Genomic DNA, 22,448 nt, shown 5'->3' on the forward strand with positions numbered 1-22,448 from the left:
AAGGCGGCCGCGGCGACGCGGCCGCCTTCTTCTTTTCGGCGCAATGGCCGGCCATCGCTAGGTCATGTGGGCGAAGATTCCTTTGATCATCTGCGCGTATCTGATCACCACAACCTCACTGCTCGACAGGGGTATGTGGCCCGGACAAACGGTCGACCTGGTGCGTGTCGAGAAATCGCAACGGCAGTTGCAACTGATCGGCGGCGGCCAGATCCTGTGCCGCTACAGCATCGCGCTCGGCGGCGATCCGGTCGGCCACAAGCACCGCGAGGGGGACGAGCGAACGCCGGAGGGGCGCTATGTGCTCGACTGGCGCAACCCCAACAGCGTCGCGCACAGGTCGATCCATATCTCCTATCCAAATGCCGACGATAAGGCGGCGGCGACAGCGCTGGGCGTCGATCCCGGCGGCTTCATCATGATCCACGGCCAGCCGAATGGTTTCGGTTGGCTGGGCAGGCTGCTTCAAATGGTCGACTGGACCGACGGCTGTATTGCAGTTACGAACTCCGATATGGATGAAATCTGGACAATGGCGGCCGACGGCACACCGATCGAGATCATAAAATGAGTGAAGACAAGGCGATCTGGCCACCCATCGATCCGATCTCTGCCGGTCTGCATGGCCGCTGCCCGCGCTGCGGCGAAGGCAAGCTGTTCTCGGGTTTCCTCACCGTCGGCAAGCGCTGCTACAATTGCGGGCTCGACTATTCCTTCGCCGATGCCGGCGACGGCCCGGCGGTGTTCGTCATCCTGATCATCGGCTTCGTCGTTGTCGGCCTCGCGCTGTGGATGGAGGTGACGTTCAGTCCGCCGCTCTGGCTGCACTTCATGTTGTGGATACCACTGGCGCTGGTGCTCTGCCTGACGGCGCTGCGCCTGATCAAGGGCGTGCTGATCACCTTGCAGTATTCGAGGAAGGCCTCCGAGGGCAGGCTGGATTCCAGCGAATGACCGAGGCGACCGGTTTGGCCGCCGGCCGTTCGCGGCCGCGCTCGGCGTTGCTGCTCGGCCTTGGCCTCGTGCTGTTCGCCGCCCTGATCGGGCTCGGCACCTGGCAGGTGCAGCGCCTGCACTGGAAGGAAGGCCTGCTCGCGACCATCGACAAGCGCACTCATTCCGCGCCGCTGCCGCTGGCTGACGTCGAGAAGGAATTCGCCGCTTCCCACGATGTCGATTACACGCCGGTGACGGTGACCGGCACTTTCCTGCACCGGGGCGAGCGCCATTTCTTTTCCACCTGGCAAGGCGACAGCGGCTTCAACGTCTACACGCCCCTGCAGTTGGAGGACGGCCGCTTCGTGCTCGTCAACCGAGGCTTCGTTCCCTACGATCTCAAGGATCCTGCCAAGCGCCAACAAGGTGAGGTTGCCGGCAAGGTGACGCTGACAGGGCTTGCCCGCAATCCGCTGCCCGCAAAGCCGTCGATGATGCTCCCCGATAATGATGTCGCCAAGAATATCTTCTTCTGGAAGGATCGCGACGTCATGGGGGCGACCGCTGGCCTGCCTGCCGGCTTCGTGCTGGTGCCGTTCTTCATCGATGCCGACAAGACGCCGAACCCGGGCGGCCTGCCGGTCGGCGGCGTCACCATCATCGACCTCCCGAACAACCATTTGCAATACGCGGTCACCTGGTATGGCTTGGCCGCCGCCCTTGCAGCGGTTCTCATCCTCAGGCTTCGCCGTCCAGCGAAGGAAGCGTGAAGCCTGCCGCTCTTGACAGGGCAGGGGTGCACGCCTCATTTCCCTCCAGCTTTCCGACTGAACCGGCCTCGCATTCATGACTGAGAAAAAGCCACCGCTTACGATCAGGCTCTGCCAGCCGCGCGGCTTCTGCGCCGGCGTCGATCGCGCCATCCAGATCGTCGTGCTGGCGCTGAAGAAATACGGCGCGCCGGTCTATGTCCGCCACGAGATCGTGCACAACCGTTACGTCGTCGAAGGCCTGCAGAGCCTGGGCGCCGTCTTCATCGAGGAACTGTCCGAGATTCCGCCGGAGCATCGTCAGTCGCCGGTGGTATTTTCCGCGCATGGCGTGCCGAAGTCGGTGCCGGCGGATGCCGAGGCGCGCAATCTCTTCTACCTCGATGCCACGTGCCCGCTGGTCTCCAAGGTGCACAAGCAGGCGATGCGTCACCAGCGGCTCGGTCGCCATGTGCTTTTGATCGGCCACGCCGGGCACCCGGAAGTGATCGGCACGATGGGCCAATTGCCGGAAGGCGCCGTGACGCTGATCGAGACCGAGGCCGATGCGGCGCGCTTCGTGCCGGTCGATGCCTCTGCCCTCGGCTTCGTTACCCAGACGACCCTGTCCGTCGAGGACACCGCCGGCATCATCCGGGCGCTGCAGGAGCGGTTTCCCGAACTGCACGCGGCCGCGGCCGAATCGATCTGCTACGCCACCACCAACCGCCAGGAAGCGGTGAAGGAGACGGCGGCGGGCGCCGATCTTTTCCTTGTCGTCGGCGCTCCCAATTCGTCCAACTCCCGTCGCCTTGTCGAAGTGGCGGAGCGCGCGGGCGCGACGATGTCGCTTCTCGTGCAGCGCGCCGCGGAAATTCCGTGGGAAGAGATCGCGGGGATCAGGACGCTCGGCCTGTCGGCCGGTGCCTCGGCGCCGGAGATCATTGTCGATGAGATCATCGACGCGTTCCGGCAGCGTTTCGACGTCACCATCGATCTGGCCATAACGGCCACGGAAACGGAGGATTTTCCGGTGATGCGGGTGTTGCGCGATGTCGAACTGACGGCGGCCGACATGGCCTTCGTCAATGGAGCGGCGTGAAAACGGATGGCCGTCTACACCGACGTCAACGAGAACGAACTCAGTGCGTTCCTGAAGGCCTATCCGGTCGGCGAGCTGCTCTCCTACAAGGGCATCGCCGAAGGCACCGAGAATTCCAACTTCCTGGTCCACGCCTCGACCGGCTCCTACATCCTGACGCTCTACGAAAAGCGCGTCGACAAGGCCGACCTGCCGTTCTTTCTCGGCCTGATGGGCCATCTCGCCAGGAAGGGCATTTCCTGCCCGCTGCCGGTCACCGCGCATGACGGCACCGTCATCGGCACGCTTGCCGGCCGGCCCGCCGTCATCATCACCTTCCTCGAAGGCCTGTCGCTCAGGCGGCCGACGGCCGCGCATTGCGCGGAAGTGGGCAAGGCGCTCGCCAGTCTCCATCTCGCCGGCCAGGATTTCCAGATGAGACGGCCGAACGCGCTGGCGATCGACGGCTGGCGCAAGCTCTGGGCTGCCTCGCGCGAACGCGCCGACGAGGTCGAGCCGGGCTTGGCGGCCGAGGTCGACGCCGACTTCCAGGATTTCGAGCGCAACTGGCCGGCGGGCCTGCCGCAAGGCATCATTCACGCCGATCTGTTCCCGGACAATGTCTTCTTCCTCGGCGAGAAACTGTCCGGGCTGATCGACTTCTATTTCGCCTGCGACGACCTCTACGCCTATGATGTCGCCACCTGCCTCAACGCCTGGTGCTTCGAGAAGGATTTTTCCTTCAACCTGACAAAGGGGGCGGCGCTGCTCGCCGGCTACCAGTCGGTGCGGCCGCTTCAGGGTGACGAGAAGGCGGCGCTGCCGATGCTGGCGCGCGGCTCGGCGCTGCGCTTCATGCTTACCCGCCTCTATGACTGGCTGACCATTCCCGATGGCGGGCTGGTGATGAAGCGCGATCCGACCGAATATATCCGCCGCATGCGCTTTCACCGCGCGATCCGATCTCCTTCCGAATACGGACTGACATGAGCAAGCACGTTGAAATCTTCACCGACGGCGCCTGCTCCGGCAACCCGGGGCCGGGCGGCTGGGGCGCCATCCTGCGCTTCAACGGCAAGACCAAGGAATTGTCGGGTGGCGAGGCCGAGACGACCAACAACCGCATGGAGCTGCTTGCCGCCATCACCGCGCTCGATGCGCTGAAGGAACCTTGCACGGTCGATCTCTACACCGACAGCAAATACGTCATGGACGGTATTTCCAAATGGATCCATGGCTGGAAGAAGAACGGCTGGAAGACCGCCGACAAGAAGCCGGTGAAGAACGGCGAACTATGGCAGGCGCTCGACGCAGCCAACCGGCGCCACAAGGTGACCTGGAACTGGGTCAGGGGCCATGCCGGTCATCCCGAGAACGAGCGCGCCGACGAGCTCGCGCGCGAAGGCATGGCGCCGTTCAAGAAAGGGCCGGCCACCCCTGCAATGCCGAAGCCGGCAGCGGCGCCGAGGCCGGCCACACCGGCAAGCCAGCCGGCAACCCCAAGGGCACGTCGCTCCACCCAGAGCTATTGATTTCGGCAGGCTGGCTTGCACTCTGACCGGAGAAGCATGTCGTGCCGATAGCCTATTACATCACACACCCGCAGGTGCGCATCGACGCCGGCGTTCCCGTGCCTGAATGGGGATTGTCCGACATCGGCCGGGCAAGGGCCGTCGCCATGCTCGATCAGCCCTGGATCGGCTCGATCCGGCGCGTCGTGTCGTCCGCCGAACGCAAGGCGATCGAAACCGCGGAAACCTTGGCGTACCACCTCGGCCTTGCGGTCGAGGTGCGCGAGCGGATGCACGAAAACGACCGGTCGGCAACCGGCTTCCTGCCGCCGCCGGAATTCGAGGCGGTTGCCGATCAGTTCTTCGCCAACCCGCATGTCAGCATCCGTGGCTGGGAACGGGCGATAGACGCGCAGCAACGTATCATGAGCGAGGTCGATGCGGCGCTCGCCGCCAATCACGTCGGGAACATTGCTTTCGTTGGCCACGGAGGCGTCGGGACGCTTCTGCTGCTTTTGCTCGATGGCAGAGAGATCAGCCGTATCGCTGATCAGCCGGCGGGCGGCGGCAACTACTTCGCCTATGACATTGAGGCGCGCCGCATCCTGCACGGTTGGCGCCCCATCGAACCGGCGCCGCGTCACTGCATTTGATCGTCAGCGGATCAGCAGCGCCGTCGAGAACATGCCGAGCGCGAACACCGTGTGCGCCACGAGATTGAGCGCACGTACTTTCGTCGGGTTGGGGAGCTTGGATGCCGCCCAGCCGGCGCCCATGCCTGGAGCCAGCAGAAACCAGCCGGCTCCGACCGTGACGATGCCGAGGATGAAGGCCGGCAGGAAGGTCGGCGCCGCCAGCCAGCCTGCGCCGGCGAGCACCACCAGGATCACGCCGTAGAGGATACCGACCAGATAGTGGAAGGCCCAGCCGAGCGCCTTTTCATGCGCATAGGGTGCGGCCTTGCCGATATCGTCGTGGAAGACCTTCTCGGGCAGATGCCGGACCCAGCGTCCAACCATGCCCCAATTGGGTAAAGGCTGGCCGATCGCCTTGTTGAGGATAATCGCCCAGATATCCATGAACACCGTGGCGCCGATGCCGATCGCCACCGCGCGCCAGATTGTGTCAAACATCAGAGCATGATCCCGTCAACGAAACGTCATCCTGATCTAGAGCTGCTCGAGGATCTTGGCCGCGCCGCTCTCGTTGACGCCGGGCTTTGTCTCGACATTGAGCGCGGTGACCTTGCCGTCGTCGACGATCATCGAAAACCGCTTGGAGCGCAGGCCCATGCCGGTTGCGGAAAGATCGTTGTCGAGCCCAACGGCCTTGGCGAAATCGCCGCTGCCATCGGCGAGATAGAGGATCTTGCCTTCGCCGCCGGAGAAGCGTGCCCAGGCGCCCATGACATGCACGTCGTTGACCGAGACGACGGCGATCGTGTCGACGCCGCGCGCCAGAATGGCGTCATGGTTTTCGAGATAGCCCGGCAAATGGTTGTTGCTGCAGGTCGGCGTGAAGGCGCCGGGAACACCGAACAGAACCACCTTCTTGCCGGCGAAGATCTCGTTGCCCTTTATGTCCTTCGCGCCATCGGCGGTCATCGTCTTGAAGGTCACGTCGGGCAGTTTTTCGCCAACCGCTATGGTCATGGGGAGCCTCGCTTGGGGGATATGGAAGGGTAGATGCCTTCGATATCGGACCGGACGATTTCCCGCAACCGCTGACCAAATGCTGGATCAAGGGAAAGGCAACAGCCCGTCCACCGAACCCTCGGCGCTGGTCAACGTGTAATAGAGCCCGCCATCGGTCGGCGTCGCTGACGGCCGGTCGAGGATCGGCACGGTGAAGACGAGCTTGCCGTCCTTCTCGCTGCGCACCGGCGCGCCGAACATGTAGTCCCGCTCGCCGGCGATGAAGAAATCGACCGATGCCGGGTCGCCGGGCGACTGCGCCTGGACGACAAGCGTCTCGTGGTCGCCGGGCAGCACGCTGACGCCGAAATCGGACCGGGCCGGAGAGGGCAGCGTCGCGAGCGCGGTTTTCACCAGAGCCGCGTCGGTCGCGTTGTCCGGATCGGCCCCGGGGTCGACGCTGAGCCGGGTCTGCACCGGAATGCAGATCGTCTCGCAGATGCCGAGGAAGACATGCGCGTCGATGGTCGCCGGCTGGTCGGGCGAAGACAGCGTGAAGGTCACCGGCAGCGATACCGGACGGTCGTAGCCGGCCCATTTGCCGTAGCCGTCGTCATGCCGCTGCGGCGGCGGGAACGACAATTGGGCGTCGGCGATGTTGGTGCTGCCGGATATGTCGAGCTGCGGCGGCACGCCGGCGTCGCCCGGATCGCGCCAATAGGTCTTCCAGCCGGACTTCAAGGCGATGTCGAGCACGCCGTGGATCTTGCCGGCCTCGTCAGGCTTGCCGGTGGTCACCAGCCGAACCTTGCCGCCTTCACTGTTGTACCAGATCGAGGAGGAGGCCTCGGCCGGGAGGCTTGCAGCCCACCCGAAAACGACGCCGAGAACCAGTATTTTCATGTATCGCATGCGGTGATTTGACCGTCCGTTCTTGGCCGCGCAATGACTTCATCGCTTTTCCGGTATCATATTTGCGTTACATCCGGGACCGGCGCCATCTTTTCGGCGCGGCCGAAACGCGTTACGCTCAAGCCATGGACTTGCTGCGCCACAAGAAGGGAGCCGCCGGACGCGGTTTCCTCGACGACCAGTTCCTGATTGCCATGCCCGGCATGAAGGACGACCGTTTCGCGCGCTCCGTCATCTACATCTGCGCCCACAGCGACGAGGGCGCGATGGGCCTGATCATCAACCAGACGCAGCAGATGCTGTTTCCGGACCTGCTTGTGCAGCTCGGCATCATGAATGAGCAGGAAGCGATCCGCCTGCCGGCGCACACGCGCGATTTCGTCGTGCGCAATGGCGGGCCGGTCGACCGCAGCCGCGGCTTCGTGCTGCATTCGGGCGACTATCGCGTGGAGTCCTCGCTCAACGTCTCCGACGATATCTGCCTGACGGCAACCGTCGACATCCTGCGCGCCATCTCCACCGGCCGCGGGCCGCGTCGTGCGCTGATGGCGCTCGGCTATTCCGGCTGGGGCGCCGGCCAGCTCGAAACCGAGATCGCCGAGAACGGCTGGCTCACCTGTCCCGCGACGCCCGAGCTTCTCTTCGACACCGACATCGAGCGCAAATACGACCGTATCCTCGCCTCGATCGGCATCGACCTTGCTCATCTCAGCGCCGCCGCCGGCCACGCATAGCGCGCTCGTCATCCTGTTAGGTTAGCGCGAGCTTCCCCAACGTCGTCATTCTAGGGCGAAGCAGGAGCGAAGCGACGCGCGCAGACCCTAGAATGACGATGTTGGAGGTCTCCGCCAAGCGCTGATGGGCCTCTAAGCCTTGGTCAGCGGATACTGCTCCCTGAGCGTCTTCAGCACCTGGTCGCCGGGCATCGGCGCGCCGAACATGAAGCTCTGGACATATTCACAGCCCATCTGGCGCAGCTCCAGCGCGTCGCTCTCGTCCGAAATGCCTTCCGCTACCACCGAAAGCCCGAGCTCATGCGCCATGTTGACCATGGATTTGAGCAGCACCGCGCGCTTCGGCGTCGAGTCGTCGACGAAGCTCTTGTCGATCTTGATCGTGTCGAAGGGGAAGCGCGTCAGATAGGAAAGCGAGGAATAGCCGGTGCCGAAATCGTCGAGCGACAACCCGATGCCGAGCTGCTTCAGCTTGGTCAGCACATGCGCGGTCTGCTCGGGATTGTCCATCACCAGGGATTCGGTGAGCTCGAGCCGGAAGCAGCGCGGCTTCAGATTGGCGCGCGCGATGACCGAGCGGACATCGCTGACCAGGTCGCGGCGGATGAGCTGGCGGCTCGACAGGTTGACCGAGATCGACAGCGGCGCGTCGCCGATCTGCTTCTGCCAGCCCGCGAGGTCCTCGGCCGCCTGCTGCATGGCGAACAGGCCGAGCTGCACGATCAGCCCGCAATTCTCGGCCACCGGGATGAAGTCCCCCGGCGGGATCATGCCGCGGCGCGGATGGTCCCATCTCAGCAGGGCCTCGAAGCCGGCGACGCTGCCATCCTCCAACCGCACGATCGGCTGGTAGGCAAGCGTGAACTCGCGTCGCTCGATGGCGCGGCGTAGGTCTGATTCGAATTGCAGCCGGTCGGTGCCGACGGTGCGGAAGGCGGGCCGGAACGGCTCGATCCTGTCGCCGCCGAAGCGCTTGGCCTGGTGCATGGCAAGCTCGGCGTCCTTGACCATGTCCTCGGCCGAGGTCTGCGCCGTCGTCCAGGTGATCAGGCCGATCGAGGCGGTCAGCACGATCTCGCGCTTGGCGAAAGTGATCGGATTGTTGATCGCATGCTTGATGGCGTCGGCGATTGCCGCGATGCGGGCCGGATCCTGCTCCGAAAGCAGCATCAGCGCGAACTGGTCGCCGGCAAAGCGCGACAGCGAATCCTTCGGCTTCAAGATGCGGTGCAGCCGGCGTGCGACGGTGAGAAGAATGGTGTCGCCGGCGGAAATGCCGAGACCGTCATTGACCTGCTTGAAGCGGTCGATGTCGATGATGAAGACGGTCGGCCGCACCTTGTCCTCGGTGCGGGCGATCGAGATGATCGCCTCCAGCCGGTTCATGAACAATTCGCGGTTCGGCAGTCCAGTCAGATTGTCGTGCACGGCGTCGTGCAGCAGCCTTTCCTCGGACTTCTTTTGCTCGGTGACGTCGACCATGGTGCCGACGCAGCGGATCACCTCGCCGTCGGAGCCGATCACCGGGCGGGCGCGCAGCGAGAACCAGTGATAGTGGCCGTCGGCGCCGCGCAGGCGGAAGTTCTGCGCCACCTTGCCGCGGCGGTGCTCCAGCACCACGTCGAGCGTGGTGCGGAACGTGTCGCGGTCGTCGGCATGCAGCACCGGCAGCCAGTTGCGGGCAGCCCCTCCAAGGCTGTTGGACGCAAGGCCGAGCTGCAGGCTGATGTCCGGCTTGGTGACCACGCGGTCGCGCAGCACGTCCCAGTCCCAGACGATGTCGCCCGAGCCGGCGACGGCCAGCGCCTGCCGCTCGAGGTCGGAGAACAGGCCCTGGTGCAGCGCGCCGCCGGCAAAGGCGTGCTGCATGACAGTGAAGCCGATCAGGAGGATGATCAGGATCAGCCCGCCGCCCAGCGCCGGCTGGGCGATGTCGTTGTCGAGCATGCCGGTGATCGCCATCCACGACCCGCATAGCCACAGGAGCACCATCACCCAGCTCGGCACCAGCATGATCGCGCGGTCATAGCCGCGAATGCCGAGGAAGATGATGAGGCCGAGGCCGGTGAGCGCGGTGGCGGCGAACGAAATGCGGGCAATGCCGGCGGCGACTGCCGGGTCGACGATGGCCACGCCCGCGATCAACAGCAGTCCGAGGATCCAGACCAGCGCGCCGTAGCTGAAATGGCCATGCCACCGGTTGAGGTTGAGATAGGCGAACAGGAACACCACGAAGGTTCCCGCAAGCGCCACCTCCGTGCCGGCCCGCCATATCTGCTCGTTGCCAGGCGATATCTCGATGATCTTGTTGAGGAAGCCGAAGTCGACGCAGATATAGGCCAGCACCGCCCAGGCGAGTGCCGCGGTCGCCGGGAACATCGAGGTTCCCTTGACCACGAACAGGATCGTCAGGAACAGCGCCAGAAGGCCAGAAATGCCGATGACGATGCCGCGGAACAGCGTGTAGGAATTGACCGAGTCCTTGTAGGAATCCGGCTCCCAGAGATAGATCTGCGGCAGCTTCGGCGAGGCGAGCTCGGCGATGAAGGTCACCACTGTCCCGGGGTTCAGCGTCACCCGGAACACATCGGCGTCGGGACTTGTCTGGCGGTCAAGCGCGAAGCCCTCGCTGGGCGTGATGGCGGCGATGCGGGTCGAGCCGAGATCGGGCCAGAAGATGCCGGAGTTCACCAGGCGGAAATGCGGTGCGACGATCAGCCGGTCGAGCTGCTGGTCGGTGGTGTTGGCAAGCGCGAACACGGCCCAGTCGCCGCTCGAGCGCGTGTCCTTGGCCTCCACCTCGATGCGCCGCACGATGCCGTCGGGTCCGGGCGCGGTCGAGACCTGGAAATTCTCACCCTGATTCGGGTACAGGTCGAAGGCGCGCGAAAGGTCCAGCGCCTTGTCGTCGCGCGCGATCTTGATCGGCTCGACGGCGAAAGCCGGCATGGCCGCGAAAAACGTGACAACGACCGCCAGGATAAGGGCGAACAGCGACGCGAATCGCGGAAAATTCGTCACATTCAGCCCTTCGTTCCATCGCCCGGCGGATCGTCCGCGATCCGGGCGTAGAGGTAGTGATCCTGCCAGATGCCGTTGATCCTGAGATAGGATCTTAAGAGTCCTTCGCGCCGGAATCCGGCTTTTTCAAGCACACGGATCGACCGGGCGTTTTCGGGGATACAGGCAGCTTCGATCCGGTGCAACCGCAGCGTATCGAAGGCGAAGCGCGACACCAGCTTGACCGCCTCGGTCATCAGGCCGTGGCCGCCGAAGCGTTCGCCGATCCAGTAGCCGATATGGCCGCTCTGCGCGACGCCGTGACGGATGTTGCCGAGCGTGATGCCGCCGGCAAGCTTGCCGCTCGATTTTTCGAAGATGAAGAAGGCGATCGCCGTGCCTTGCGCGTAATCTTCGCGGTAGCGGCTGATGCGCAGGCGCCATGCGGTGCGGTCGAGCTCGTCCGGCTGCCAGCGCGGCTCCCAGGGTTCGAGGAAGGCGCGGCTTTCGCCGCGTACCGCCGCCCATTCGCGGTAGTCGTTGGTCAGGGGCACGCGCAGCGTGACCTTTTCGCCCTTCAGTGCCGGCAGGTCGCGGCGAAAGAAAGGGAGCGCGAACACGGGAGCAGTTCTAGGCAGATATTCGTGGGATGCCCCACGAATATCTGCCTAGATTCCCTGGTTTCTCGAAGGTTTTGATCGCAAAACCGTGGGACACTTTTGCGCAACCTGCTTAGGGTCAGACGGCGAGCCGGCGGGCCGCCGTCTGCGGGCCCGCAAGCGATTCGAGGATCGCTTCGTAGGGCGCAAGCGTGCCCACGGGGCCGACCGCCGTAAGGGTCGGTTTGGTCGAGAACAGCCGCGAGGAGAGGTCGGTCAGCCGCTCGACGGTCAGCGCCGAAAGCCGCTCCATCAATTCCTCCTTGGCGATCGGCCGTCCGAACAACAGCAGCTGCCTTGCGATCTGCGAGGCGCGGCTGGCCGGGCTTTCGGCCGACATGATGAGGCCGGCGCGGTATTGCGCCCGCGCCCGGTCGAGCTCTTCCTGCTGGATGCTCTCGCCGGCCTTCTGCAATTCGTCGATGATCACCGGCACCAGCTTGGCGATGTCGCTCTGCCCGGTTGCGGCATGCACGCCGAAGATGCCGGTGTCGGAAAAACCCCAATGGAAGGCATAGACCGAGTAGCAGAGGCCGCGCTTCTCGCGCACCTCCTGGAACAGCCTCGACGACATGCCGCCGCCCAGGATCATCGACAGCACCTGCGAGGCGTAGAAATCGCGCACATGGTAGGCGCGGCCCTCGAAGCCGAGCACGATCTGCGCATCCATCAGGTCGCGGTCCTCGCGGAAGTCGCCACCGACATATTGGGCATATTGCGGGATATTGCCCGCCGCCTTGGCGCGGAAGCCGCCGAGCTGCTTTTCCACCTCGCGCACGAAAGCGTCGTGCTTGACGTCGCCGGCGGCCACGATGACCATCCGCTCGGCGTCGTATTGCCGCTCGATGAAGTCGTGCAGCTGCTTGGAGGTGAAGGATTTGACCGTCTCCGGCGTGCCCAGGATCGAGCGGCCGATGGTCTGGTGGCGGAAGGCGGTTTCGGTGAAACGGTCGAAGACGATGTCGTCGGGCGTGTCGTGCGCGGCGCCGATCTCCTGCAGGATCACATGCTGCTCTCGCTCGAGCTCCTCGGGATCGAATTCGGACTCCTGCAGGATGTCGGCCAGTATGTCGACCGCCAGCGGCACGTCGCCGGAAAGCACCCTGGCGTAGTAGGAGGTCGTCTCGACGCTGGTGGCGGCGTTGATCTCACCGCCGACATTCTCGATTTCCGAGGCGATCTCGAAGGCGCTGCGGCGCTTCGTGCCCTTGAACGCCATGTGCTCGAGCAGATGGGCCATGCCATGCTCTTCGTCGCGCTCGTTGCGAGCGCCTGACTTCACCCAGGCACCTAGGGCGACCGATTCGATGCTTGGAAGGGTTTCGGTGGCGACTGTCAGGCCGTTCGACAGACGGCTTACCTCAACACCCATATGGCAAGTACTCCCTAACGCGCCGCCCGCGAGTGGCGGTTCACATAATCTTCCACCATTTTCAAGTCGGAGGGAAGTGTCGTGTATTTTTCGTCGGCTGTCATCAAGCCGCCTAGCCATGCGGGCAGGGCAGGAGCGATGCCGCTCGCGGCCTCGACCGCTGCCGGGAATTTCGCCGGGTGCGCGGTGCCGAGCACCACCATGGGCACCGGACCGGAGGCGTGCGCGGCCGCGACATGAACGGCGGCGGCCGTGTGCGGATCGAGCAGGTAGTTGCTCGCTTCCAGCGTCGTACGGATGGTGGCGGCGACCTCGTCGACACTGGCGCGGCCGGCGTCGAACTCGGCGCGGATGCGCTTGAGCTCGCCTCCCTCGATGGTAAAGGCGCCCGACTGCTTCAGCCCGTTCATATAACGCGTGACCGTCTCGGCGTCGCGACCGGCCGCCTCGAACAGCAGCCGCTCGAAATTCGACGACACCTGGATATCCATCGACGGCGAGGTCGTGGCGAATACGCCCTTGGTGCGGTATTCGCCGCTCGCAAGTGTGCGCGCCAGTATGTCGTTGTCGTTGGTGGCGATGATCAGCCGCTCGATCGGCAGGCCCATGCGCTTGGCGGCGTAGCCCGCGAAAATATCGCCGAAATTGCCGGTCGGCACGGTGAAGGAAACCGGCCGGTCCGGCGCGCCGAGCGACAGCGCCGACGAGAAATAATAGACGATCTGGGCCATGATGCGGGCCCAGTTGATCGAATTGACGCCCGACAGCGACACTCGGTCGCGGAAGGCGTGATCGTTGAACATGTCCTTCACCAGGCCCTGGCAATCGTCGAAATTGCCTTCGACCGACAGCGCGTGGACGTTTGCCGCGCTCGACGTCGTCATCTGGCGCTGCTGCACCGGCGAGACCTTGCCGTGCGGGAAAAGGATGAAGATGTCGGTGCGGTCGCGGCCGGCGAAGGCGTCGATCGCGGCACCCCCGGTGTCGCCCGAGGTCGCGCCGACGATGGTGGCGCGCTGTCCGCGTTCGGCAAGCACATGGTCCATCAGCCGCGCCAGCAACTGCATCGCCACGTCCTTGAAGGCCAGCGTCGGGCCATGGAATAACTCGAGGACGAAGGTGTTTTTGCCGGTCTGCACCAGCGGGCAGACGGCCTCGTGCCGGAAAGTCGCATAGGCCTCGCGCACCAGCCGCTCGAAGACGGGCGCCGCGATGTCGCCGCCGAGGAAGGGCGTCAGCACGCGGATGGCAAGATCCGGATAGGCAAGCCCGCGCATTGCGCGGATGTCGGCTGCCGAAAAGTGCGGCCACTCGCGCGGCACGTAAAGCCCGCCGTCGCGCGCCAGCCCGGCCAGCACCGCGTCGGAAAATCCAAGCGCGGGCGCATCCCCGCGGGTACTCACATATTGCATCGTCAAAGGCCCATTGCTGCCGGTCGCGTCATCCACGGCAATTGGTTAATTTTCCGAGCCGGCTCAGTCGCATTTTTGCCGCGCGGTTGCTATACGTCACCGGCTTTGTGAGAGGGAAGTGCAGTTTCATGGCGTTTTATTCGGTCAACCGTCGTCTTGTCGCGGGTCTGGCGCTCACCGGCTTTATGCTCGCCGCCGCCGGCTGCCAATCGGGCGACAATGGCATACTGGACCTGGGTTTTGGCAAGAAGAGCGATCCGACCGCGCCGCCGCCGCCGCAGGATCCCAAGATCCTCGCCAGCCAGTTGCGCGCCTATTGCCCGAAGGTGACGTTGCGCGACGGCACCGCTTATTTCAACACCTACGCCAAGGGCACCGCGGCGAAGCCGAAGAAAAAGAAGCTTGATCCCGCGGCGCAAGCCGAGGCCGAGGCAGCCGCCGCGGCCGCCCAGACCGGTCCCAACGGCCAGCCGATCGATCCCGATCACGATCCGTCGAAGGTCATCTACCAGGCCTCGATCACCGACGTGACGCGCGATTGCACCCATGCCAACGGCCAGATGTCGATGAAGATCGCCGTCGCCGGCAAGGTCGTGCCGGGGCCGGTGTTCACGCCCGGCACCGTCACCATGCCGATCCGCATCGCGGTTCAGCATGGCAACGAGGTGCTTTATTCGCAGCTGCATCAGTACCAGGTGCAGGTCACCGACCCTTCGGCCGCCACCCAGTTCGTCTTCGTCGACAGCAATGTCGTGGTGCCGGAGCCTTCCGCGCGCGACTATCAAGCCTATGCCGGCTATGACGAGAACACGCCGGTCGCCTCGGCGGATAAGTCGAAAGGCAAGAGGAAGAGAAAGCACGCCGCCGCTACGAACTGAGCAAGGCCAGGAAACAACGACGGCGTATCGCTTGCCAAAGAAACACACGCGGTTCGTCGTCTATTCAGGCAATCCGGCTGCCCGTAGCGCACTGCCAAGAACCTCCGCCAGCGCGGGCGCGCAATTTACGCCGGCAAACTGGCGGCTGCAGCGAAAGGCCGGCTGCAGCTCGATCACCCGAGCGGCTGCCGTCCTTGCTTGATCCAACCGGCCAAGCTTGGCCAACGCGGCGGATAACTGCACATAAGTGATGCTGTGCGCCGGATTGGCCTGAACGGCCTTGTAGGCCGCCCGGCAAGCTTCGTCGTAACGGCTGCGCAGCAAATGGCTCATTGCCTGGGCGTCGAATGCGGCCCAGGCCCACGAATCGAACGGGCTTAGCCGCAGACCCTGCTCGCTCCACTCTATCGCGCGCTCCGCTTCACCACTCCATCCAAGAATGACGCTGCCAAGGATGTATGTCAGCGCCGATGACGGGCTGATGGCGAGGGCGGCTTCCAATGCCGCGAACGCAGCGGCGCGATCATGCGCGTCCATCCCGATGGAAAAGCCCGCCCACGTCAGGGCGAGCGCATCATCCTGTCCATGAACAAGGGCAGCCCGAGCGTGGCGGATCGAAGACGCGCGGTTGATCTCCTGCAGGCCGGCGCGAAGGAACAGGCAATGATGGCACATCGCGGCATTGCCATGCGCCAGCGCATAGGCCGGTTCGAGCGCGATCGCACGCTCGAGGAGCACCAGCGCCCTGGTCACTTGCTCCGGCATGCCTGAATCGACGTCAGGCTGGGCCTGCAGCACGAGATCATAGGCATCGAGACTGTCAGGACGCTTGCGCCTGACACGTTCGATTTCGGCTTTCCGCACGCTTGGCGCAATCGCGCCCACCGCTGCCAGCGCGATCTCGTCTTGCAGCGCAAAGATGTCGTCGGAATTGCGGTCGTAGCGCTCGGCCCAGACATGCGCGCCGGTCGACGCGTCGATCATCTGCGTGGTGACGCGCACGCTGTCCCCGGCTTTGCGCACGCTGCCCTCAAGGACGTAGCGAACGCCAAGCTCGCGGCCGACCTGCTTCACGTCGAGGGCGCGACCCTTATAGCTGAAGGTCGAGTTTCGCGCGACGACGAACAGCCATTTGATGCGTGCCAAGCCTGTGATGATGTCGTCCACCATCCCGTCGGCGAAATACTCCTGCTGCGGATCGCCGCTCAAATTCGAGAACGGCAGGACCGCGACGGAGGGCTTCTCAGGCAAGCTCGGCGCCGACTTAGCGCGGGTGGCGGCCGAGGTTTCGGGAACCGTGACGGCGGTCGGTCCGACATAGCGATAGCCGCGGCGCGGCAATGTTTCGATCCAGCTCTCGACATTCGCGGCGTCAGCCAGCACCCGGCGCAAGGCTGCGATCTGAACCGTCAAATTGTTATCGGCAACCGCCGATCCGCCCCAGCCGGCGTCGATCAGCGCGTCCTTGGACACAGGGACGCCGGCGTTCTGGATCAGCAGCCGCAGCAGTGCGACGGCGCGCTGCCCGAGCATGGTCGGCTCGGCCCCGCAAAAGAGAATGCCCACCTCCGGATCGAGGCGGAACGGGCCGAACTGATAGAGGTCGCCCCTGACGGTCATTTTATTCTTTTAGCAAATTTTTGGGAACGGATTCACGACTTTCCGGTGTGAGCGGCCGATGTTGCGCGAACGCTTGCCGGAAACAAGCGCCCTGTCAAAGGAGGATCATATGAACGCCGATGCCGTCATCCGCATGCCCGACGAGAAGAAGGGCGTCACGCTGCGTGGCTATCCAATGGCTTTCCTCGTCACCGACGAAAATACCAGGCATACGAGCATGTTCGACTGGACGATCCCGCCGGAGTTCGCGACCGGGCGGCATGTTCACCGGGTGCAGGAAGAGACTTTCTACCTGCTCGAGGGCGAGTGTGAATGGCATGTCGGCGACAGGACGATCCGGGCAACGCCCGGAACCTTTCTGTTCATCCCGCCGGGAGTGCCGCACAACATCACCAATGTCAGCGAGAAGCCTGCTCGCGTGCTGATGACCGTCTCTCCGCCCGGTCACGAGCACTATTTCGAGGAGCTCGCCAAACTTGCGGCGCAGGGTGCGCCGGATCCGAAAGCGCTCGCTGATCTGCGAAACCGCTACGACACCGACCAACTGTCGACGCTGACGACGCGTTCGTAGCCAGGTCCGTCAATTTCTAGGCGTCTTCCGACCACTCCGACAGCGCCGCGATCGTGCTGTTGAGTTCCGCCCAGCGCCGGATGACCGTTTCGGCGCCTGCCTCGGTCAGCGCGTCGGCGTGGCCGGGATAGCTGTGCCCGGCGCCGGTGAAGCCGATGACGCGCATGCCGGCCGCCCTGGCGCCGGCGATGCCATGCACGGAATCCTCGATGACGAAGGTGTTCTTCGGGTTGGCGCCGAGCTTCTCGGCGGCGTAGAGGAACACGTCCGGCGCCGGCTTGGTCTTCTTGCTGGGGATATCGAGGCCGGAAAAGATGCGGCCGGCGAAGAACGGCAGCAGCCGGACCTTCTCAAGCATGAACTCGACCCGCTCGGTCGACGAATTGGAGCAGACCGCGCGCGGTGCGGTGACGGCGGCGACCGCCTCGCGGGCGCCGTCGATGATGCGCACGTCCGAGCGCAGCTTGCGGTCGACCAGTTCCTCGGCGCGGTCGATCAGCGAGGCCTGGAACGGGATCTGCGACTTTTCCTCGACCCGCAGCATGATGTCCTTGAAGGTCAGGCCGGCATAGGTCTCGGCAAGCTCCTCGGCCGATATCTCGAACCCGGCCGACGTCAAAAGCTCGGCCTCGACGCGCGCGGCGACGATTTCGGAATCGACGAGCACGCCGTCGCAATCGAAAATGACAAGATCTGGCTGGGGCATGGCAATCCGAAAGAAATTGGGGAAGGGCCTGACTGGCTTAGAGCATGATGCCGAAAAGTGTGGAGCGGTTTTCGGACGACATCATGCTCCATTTCTTTGATCCAGAGCCGGATTCAGATTTCAGGTCATGTCGACCTGAAATCTGAATCCGGCTCTAGGCGGGCGCGGCATACACCAACGGGCGGGCGGGCGCAAACCGCGTGAGCCGGGTCTCAGGTCTTCACCGAATGTTTACGCTGATCGGTAACCATAACAGCCAGTAAACCGTAACGCGTTCCTTTGGGTGTTTTGATGTCAGCCGTGCGTCTTCTCGACGAGCTTTCCCACGCTCCCCAGCAGTCCGAATGGCTGGACACCATCCTGAAGGGCGACTGCGTCGCCGCCCTCGACAGGCTGCCGGAAAAGTCGGTCGACATCATCTTCGCCGACCCGCCCTACAATCTCCAGCTCGACGGCGACCTGCATCGGCCCGACCAGTCAAAGGTCGACGCCGTCGACGACGATTGGGACCAGTTCGAGAGTTTCGAGGCCTATGACGCCTTCACCCGCGCCTGGCTGCTCGCGGCGCGCCGCGTGCTGAAGCCCAGCGGCACCATCTGGGTCATCGGCTCCTACCACAACATCTTCCGCGTCGGCGCCCGCATGCAGGATCTCGGCTTCTGGATCCTCAACGACGTCGTCTGGCGCAAGACCAACCCGATGCCGAACTTCCGCGGCCGCCGCTTCCAGAACGCGCATGAGACGATGATCTGGGCCTCGCGCGACCAGAAGGCCAAGGGCTACACCTTCAATTACGAAGCGCTGAAGGCCTCGAACGACGACCTGCAGATGCGCTCCGACTGGCTGTTCCCGATCTGCACCGGCGGCGAACGGCTGAAGGACGAGAACGGCAACAAGCTGCATCCGACGCAGAAGCCGGAGGCGCTGCTGGCCCGTATCATGATGGCCTCGACCAAGCCGGGCGATATCGTGCTCGATCCCTTCTTCGGCTCCGGCACCACAGGCGCCGTCGCCAAGCGCCTCGGCCGCCACTTCGTCGGCATCGAGCGCGAGCAGGCCTATATCGATGCCGCCAATGAGCGCATCGCCGCGGTGCGCCCGCTGGAAAACGCCGATCTCACCGTGCTTTCGGGCAAGCGCGCCGAACCGCGCGTCGCCTTCATCAGCCTGATCGACAACGGCCTGGTGACGCCGGGCGCCACGCTCTACGACGCCAAGAAGCGCTGGGCCGCGAAAGTGCGCGCCGACGGCACGCTGGCGATCGGCGACAGCGCCGGCTCTATCCACAAGATCGGCGCCGAAGTGCAGGGTCTCGACGCCTGCAACGGCTGGACCTTCTGGCACTATGAGCGCAGCGGCGGCCTGACCCCGATCGACGAATTGCGCCGCATCGCCCGCCTCGGCATGGAGCGGGCAGGGGCCTGAATCAACACTTCAACGGATCGCCGCAAGCGATTCAGTTCAAGCTGCAATCCCGAACCGCTCAAGGTCTGCTTTAAGCGTCCTGGCGTCGGTGAACAGCACCGACTGCCAGCCGGCGGCCTTGGCCCCGTCGACATTCTTCTGGCTGTCGTCGATGAACAGCGTGGCCGATGGCTCGAGGCCGAATGCGCTCACGTGGTGATCGTAGATGGCGCGGTCGGGCTTGATCTGGCGGATGTCGGCCGACACGGTCACGCCGCGCGGCCGGTTGAGAAAGTCGAAACGCTGCCTGGCTTCGGCAAGCGTGTCGGCGGCGAAGTTGGTCAGCATGGTCACATCGTGGCCGCGCTCGATCAAGCCGAGCATGATGGCGACGCTGTCGTCATAGGCATGCGGCACCATCTCGTGCCAATGGCGGCGGAAATTACGGATGTTCTCGGCGTGATCGGGATGCTCGGCAATCAGCAGCGCCTCGGCATCTTCCCATGTGCGGCCGCGATCCTGCTCGATGTTCCAGTCATGCGTGCAGACATTGTCGAAGAACCATTTCCGCTCGTCGGCATCCGGAATAAGGCGGCTGAACGGGATATTCGGATCGTAGTGGATCAGCACCCTGCCGATGTCGAACACGATATGGCGGATTTCGGTCATTGCGGGCCTTTCGGTTTCTTGGTCGCGCCCGGTATCGCCGCTTCGATTACCTTTTTCATGACGGTGGGCAGCGCTTCCCCGGAAATTTCATGGGCCAGCGACCAGAAATGTCCTGCCGGCGCATCGCCCTTGATTTGGGCATGGAAGACTTCGAGTTCGAGCGCGAAATGGGTGAAGACATGTCCGATCTGGCCGGCACGCCGCCAATCGGCGTGAAAGGGCGCGGCGTCGGCGGTCGTGGCGCCGTCGACCCGCGCCGTCCAGCCGGTCGTCGGCACCTCGGTCATGCCGCCGAGCAGGCCCTTCTCCGGCCTTTTACGCATAAGGATGGCACCGTCCTCGCGCTCGGCGACGAAGGCCGCACCCTTGCGCAGCGGCTTGTCATCCTTCGGCAGGCGGACCGGAAACCGTTCCGGGTCGCCGGTGAGGATTGCGCTGCAATCTTCGCGCACCGGGCAGAGCATGCAGCGCGGCCGCTTCGGTGTGCAGATCGTGGCGCCGAGGTCCATCATCGTCTGGGCGAAATCGCCGGGCCGGTTTTGCGGCACCAGCTTCTCGACCAACGCGCGGATTTGCGGCTTGGCTTCGCTAAGCGGTGTTTCGATCGCGTAGAGCCGGGTCATGACCCGCTCGACATTGCCGTCCACGACCGCCGCCGGCCGGTCGAAGGCGATTGCCGCGATCGCCGCCGCCGTATAGGCGCCGATCCCCGGCAATTCGCGCAGGCCCGCCTCGGTATCAGGGAAGCGGCCGCCCCGGAGCGCCACGAGGTCCGCGCAGGCTTTCAGGTTGCGTGCCCTGGAATAATAGCCGAGACCGGCCCAGGCCTTCATTACATCCTCGGCGGGCACCGCGGCCAGCGCTTCGACCGTCGGCCATTTCTCGACGAAATTGCGGAAATAGGCTTTCACCGCCTCGACCGTGGTCTGCTGCAGCATCACCTCGGACATCCAGACGCGATAGGGATCGGCCCTCACGCCACGCGCAAACGCGACCGGCGTGACGCGCCAGGGCAGGTCGCGATGATGCGCGTCATACCAGGCAAGCAGGCGGGGTCCGATATCCAAGTATCCAGCTTTGCTGGTATCTCCGGATCCGGCATCGCCGGATGCGGCCTTCTGTGATGCCTTGCGGGTCTTGTCGAGCGGTGCCATTGATCGGATGAACTGGGGAACTGGAGAACGCACATGGCAGGGAAAAGGCCCTTCGGCAATCCCGTTCCGGTGAGCGATCTCGCCACCGAGATACTCGATCCGGTGCTGAAGAAGCGCGCCGGCATCTCGATAGGGCTGGTGCAGTCCTGGGAAGAGATCGCCGGGCCGCGGCTCGCCACCCACTCGCGGCCGGAAAAGATCCAGTGGCCACGCCGCCTGCACGAGGACGATCCTTTCGAGCCGGCGACGCTGATCATCGCTTGCGAAGGCATGGCGGCATTGCATCTGCAGCATGAGGCAGGCGAGGTGATCAACCGCGTCAACGCCTTCCTGGGTTTCAACGCGGTCGGCCGCATCAAGATCCTGCAAAAGCCGGTGCTTTCGCAAAAGGCGCGGCCGAAACCGGCGCCGCTCCCTTTGAGCGAGGCGGAGAAATCGAAGCTCTCACATCTGGTCGGCAAGATCGAGGATGACGGCCTGCGCGCTTCGCTGGAGCGGCTCGGCGCCACGATTATGGGTGAAAGGAAGCGCAAAGGGTCGTAAGAAACGTCATGAATGCGTCACCAATCTCGCGCATTCGTGATGCTCATGACCGAGTTTCGCGATTGGATTGGGGAACGCGATGCCTTAATTCGCGCCAACTCTCGCCTTTTCTAGCCGCTGCATTGCAAAATCCAACTCATATCAGGTGATTCGCATGAACCGCGCCCCGTTTGGCAATAGCTTGTCCCGCAGAAACGTACTGACCACGCTGGCCGCTGTTCCTGCGGTGGCGTTGCTTGCCGCATGCAGCAACTCCGGCGAGGAGGCGAAGGCCGCCGATGTGAAGCCGGCCGATCCGTCGACGCCCGCCAAGCCGGCCGCTACTCCGGCTGCGGCTCAGGTTCCGCAATCGAGCGGCGACGTCGACATGGCCGAGCTGCTGAAGCCTGGCGCCCTGCCCGAAAAGCAGCTCGGCAAGGATGACGCCAAGGTCACAATCGTCGAATATGCGTCTATGACCTGCCCGCATTGCGCGCATTTCGCCATGACCACCTTCCCTGAGTTGAAGACCAAGTATATCGACACCGGCAAGGCCCGCTACATCCTGCGCGAGTTCCCGTTCGATCCGAGCGCCGAGGCCGGCTTCATGCTGGCGCGCTGCTCCAAGGACAACTACTTCGCCATGGTCGACGTGCTGTTCAAGCAGCAGCCGAGCTGGGTTGGCGTCAACAACACCAAGGAAGCGCTGCTGCAGATCTCCAAGCTGGCCGGTTTTACACAGGAGTCCTTTGAGTCCTGCTTGACGGACCAGAAACTTCTGGACGATGTGAGAGCAGTCCAGAAACGCGGAGCGGACGAGTTCAAGGTCGACTCGACGCCGACCTTCTTCATCAACGGAAAGACCTACAAAGGGGCGATGTCGATTGAGGAAATGTCGGCCATCATCGACCCTCTGCTCTGACA

At 63.9% G+C, this 22,448-nt stretch carries 24 protein-coding genes; 13 read left to right on the forward strand and 11 right to left on the reverse strand.

Features of this window, described 5'->3' with window-relative positions:
- Nucleotides 1-64: 64 nt before the first annotated feature.
- The 7 genes from RFM52_RS07025 to RFM52_RS07055 all read left to right on the forward strand — a co-directional run bounded on the left by RFM52_RS07025 (nucleotide 65) and on the right by RFM52_RS07055 (nucleotide 4,930).
- Nucleotides 65-571, forward strand: a complete 507-nt coding sequence (locus RFM52_RS07025; RefSeq protein WP_430699236.1) for a L,D-transpeptidase family protein — start codon at nucleotides 65-67, stop codon at nucleotides 569-571.
- A complete protein-coding gene (locus RFM52_RS07030) occupies nucleotides 568-954 on the forward strand; it encodes a DUF983 domain-containing protein (RefSeq protein WP_320294770.1) in 387 nt (128 codons plus the stop codon). Before RFM52_RS07025 ends, RFM52_RS07030 begins: the two co-directional genes overlap by 4 nt.
- Complete coding sequence (locus RFM52_RS07035) at nucleotides 951-1,706, forward strand: SURF1 family protein (RefSeq protein WP_320294771.1); 756 nt, start codon at nucleotides 951-953, stop codon at nucleotides 1,704-1,706. Before RFM52_RS07030 ends, RFM52_RS07035 begins: the two co-directional genes overlap by 4 nt.
- A 76-nt stretch (nucleotides 1,707-1,782) precedes the next feature.
- Complete coding sequence (gene ispH / locus RFM52_RS07040; protein WP_320294772.1) at nucleotides 1,783-2,787, forward strand: 4-hydroxy-3-methylbut-2-enyl diphosphate reductase; 1,005 nt, start codon at nucleotides 1,783-1,785, stop codon at nucleotides 2,785-2,787.
- A 6-nt stretch (nucleotides 2,788-2,793) separates the two neighbouring features.
- Nucleotides 2,794-3,756 carry a homoserine kinase gene (locus RFM52_RS07045; protein ID WP_320294773.1) on the forward strand — a complete coding sequence of 321 codons (963 nt, stop codon included), beginning with the start codon at nucleotides 2,794-2,796 and terminating at the stop codon, nucleotides 3,754-3,756.
- On the forward strand, nucleotides 3,753-4,298 hold the full coding sequence (rnhA, locus tag RFM52_RS07050; protein ID WP_320294774.1) for a ribonuclease HI: 546 nt from the start codon (nucleotides 3,753-3,755) through the stop codon (nucleotides 4,296-4,298). Before RFM52_RS07045 ends, rnhA begins: the two co-directional genes overlap by 4 nt.
- A gap of 41 nt (nucleotides 4,299-4,339) precedes the next feature.
- A complete protein-coding gene (locus RFM52_RS07055) occupies nucleotides 4,340-4,930 on the forward strand; it encodes a histidine phosphatase family protein (protein ID WP_320294775.1) in 591 nt (196 codons plus the stop codon).
- Nucleotides 4,931-4,933: 3 nt separating this feature from the next.
- Here the strand turns inward: RFM52_RS07055 and RFM52_RS07060 are convergent, their stop codons facing one another.
- The 3 genes from RFM52_RS07060 to RFM52_RS07070 form a co-directional block, all read right to left on the reverse strand.
- Nucleotides 4,934-5,410, reverse strand: a complete 477-nt coding sequence (locus RFM52_RS07060; protein ID WP_320294776.1) for a DUF2938 domain-containing protein — start codon at nucleotides 5,408-5,410, stop codon at nucleotides 4,934-4,936.
- A gap of 36 nt (nucleotides 5,411-5,446) precedes the next feature.
- On the reverse strand, nucleotides 5,447-5,929 hold the full coding sequence (locus RFM52_RS07065; RefSeq protein ID WP_320294777.1) for a peroxiredoxin: 483 nt from the start codon (nucleotides 5,927-5,929) through the stop codon (nucleotides 5,447-5,449).
- An 87-nt stretch (nucleotides 5,930-6,016) separates the two neighbouring features.
- Nucleotides 6,017-6,823 carry a protein-disulfide reductase DsbD domain-containing protein gene (locus RFM52_RS07070; protein ID WP_320294778.1) on the reverse strand — a complete coding sequence of 269 codons (807 nt, stop codon included), beginning with the start codon at nucleotides 6,821-6,823 and terminating at the stop codon, nucleotides 6,017-6,019.
- 125 nt (nucleotides 6,824-6,948) lie between these two features.
- Between RFM52_RS07070 and RFM52_RS07075 the strand changes: the two genes are divergently transcribed.
- Nucleotides 6,949-7,557, forward strand: coding sequence for a YqgE/AlgH family protein (locus RFM52_RS07075; RefSeq protein WP_320294779.1), 609 nt, complete (start codon nucleotides 6,949-6,951; stop codon nucleotides 7,555-7,557).
- Nucleotides 7,558-7,689: 132 nt separating this feature from the next.
- Here the strand turns inward: RFM52_RS07075 and RFM52_RS07080 are convergent, their stop codons facing one another.
- From RFM52_RS07080 to thrC, 4 genes are all read right to left on the reverse strand, one after another.
- A complete protein-coding gene (locus RFM52_RS07080; protein WP_320294780.1) occupies nucleotides 7,690-10,578 on the reverse strand; it encodes an EAL domain-containing protein in 2,889 nt (962 codons plus the stop codon).
- 2 nt (nucleotides 10,579-10,580) lie between these two features.
- Nucleotides 10,581-11,177, reverse strand: a complete 597-nt coding sequence (locus tag RFM52_RS07085) for a GNAT family N-acetyltransferase (RefSeq protein WP_320294781.1) — start codon at nucleotides 11,175-11,177, stop codon at nucleotides 10,581-10,583.
- A 118-nt stretch (nucleotides 11,178-11,295) separates the two neighbouring features.
- Nucleotides 11,296-12,588, reverse strand: coding sequence for a M16 family metallopeptidase (locus RFM52_RS07090; RefSeq protein ID WP_320294782.1), 1,293 nt, complete (start codon nucleotides 12,586-12,588; stop codon nucleotides 11,296-11,298).
- 14 nt (nucleotides 12,589-12,602) lie between these two features.
- Nucleotides 12,603-14,000, reverse strand: a complete 1,398-nt coding sequence (gene thrC / locus RFM52_RS07095) for a threonine synthase (RefSeq protein ID WP_320294783.1) — start codon at nucleotides 13,998-14,000, stop codon at nucleotides 12,603-12,605.
- A 128-nt stretch (nucleotides 14,001-14,128) separates the two neighbouring features.
- On the opposite strand from thrC, the gene RFM52_RS07100 reads away from it, so the two are divergent.
- Complete coding sequence (locus RFM52_RS07100; protein WP_320294784.1) at nucleotides 14,129-14,878, forward strand: hypothetical protein; 750 nt, start codon at nucleotides 14,129-14,131, stop codon at nucleotides 14,876-14,878.
- A 60-nt stretch (nucleotides 14,879-14,938) separates the two neighbouring features.
- Here RFM52_RS07100 and RFM52_RS07105 read toward each other — a convergent pair whose 3' ends face one another.
- On the reverse strand, nucleotides 14,939-16,498 hold the full coding sequence (locus RFM52_RS07105) for a winged helix-turn-helix domain-containing tetratricopeptide repeat protein (protein WP_320294785.1): 1,560 nt from the start codon (nucleotides 16,496-16,498) through the stop codon (nucleotides 14,939-14,941).
- 109 nt (nucleotides 16,499-16,607) lie between these two features.
- On the opposite strand from RFM52_RS07105, the gene RFM52_RS07110 reads away from it, so the two are divergent.
- Nucleotides 16,608-17,069: a cupin domain-containing protein gene (locus RFM52_RS07110; RefSeq protein WP_320294786.1), complete on the forward strand. Its 462-nt coding sequence runs from the start codon at nucleotides 16,608-16,610 to the stop codon at nucleotides 17,067-17,069.
- A gap of 16 nt (nucleotides 17,070-17,085) precedes the next feature.
- On the opposite strand, the gene RFM52_RS07115 is transcribed toward RFM52_RS07110, so the two are convergent.
- On the reverse strand, nucleotides 17,086-17,775 hold the full coding sequence (locus tag RFM52_RS07115; protein ID WP_320294787.1) for an HAD family hydrolase: 690 nt from the start codon (nucleotides 17,773-17,775) through the stop codon (nucleotides 17,086-17,088).
- 291 nt (nucleotides 17,776-18,066) lie between these two features.
- On the opposite strand from RFM52_RS07115, the gene RFM52_RS07120 reads away from it, so the two are divergent.
- Nucleotides 18,067-19,200 (forward strand): site-specific DNA-methyltransferase, encoded by a 1,134-nt coding sequence (locus tag RFM52_RS07120; protein ID WP_320294788.1) that lies wholly within the window; start codon nucleotides 18,067-18,069, stop codon nucleotides 19,198-19,200.
- A 36-nt stretch (nucleotides 19,201-19,236) separates the two neighbouring features.
- Here the strand turns inward: RFM52_RS07120 and RFM52_RS07125 are convergent, their stop codons facing one another.
- Both RFM52_RS07125 and mutY read right to left on the reverse strand, forming a co-directional pair.
- Entirely contained in the window at nucleotides 19,237-19,848 is a 612-nt protein-coding gene (locus tag RFM52_RS07125) for an HAD family hydrolase (protein ID WP_320294789.1), read from the reverse strand.
- Nucleotides 19,845-21,002, reverse strand: a complete 1,158-nt coding sequence (gene mutY / locus RFM52_RS07130) for an A/G-specific adenine glycosylase (protein ID WP_320294790.1) — start codon at nucleotides 21,000-21,002, stop codon at nucleotides 19,845-19,847. The genes RFM52_RS07125 and mutY overlap by 4 nt, the downstream gene beginning before the upstream one ends.
- A gap of 33 nt (nucleotides 21,003-21,035) precedes the next feature.
- On the opposite strand from mutY, the gene RFM52_RS07135 reads away from it, so the two are divergent.
- Both RFM52_RS07135 and RFM52_RS07140 read left to right on the forward strand, forming a co-directional pair.
- Entirely contained in the window at nucleotides 21,036-21,545 is a 510-nt protein-coding gene (locus tag RFM52_RS07135) for a DUF721 domain-containing protein (protein WP_320294791.1), read from the forward strand.
- Between the two features lie 154 nt (nucleotides 21,546-21,699).
- The gene (locus tag RFM52_RS07140) at nucleotides 21,700-22,446 is read left to right on the forward strand and encodes a DsbA family protein (RefSeq protein WP_320294792.1); all 747 of its coding nucleotides are present in this window, start codon (nucleotides 21,700-21,702) and stop codon (nucleotides 22,444-22,446) included.
- Nucleotides 22,447-22,448: the final 2 nt, after the last annotated feature.

Origin of the sequence: Mesorhizobium humile (assembly GCF_033977215.1) — a bacterium.
GTDB classification, from domain to species: domain Bacteria; phylum Pseudomonadota; class Alphaproteobacteria; order Rhizobiales; family Rhizobiaceae; genus Mesorhizobium; species Mesorhizobium humile.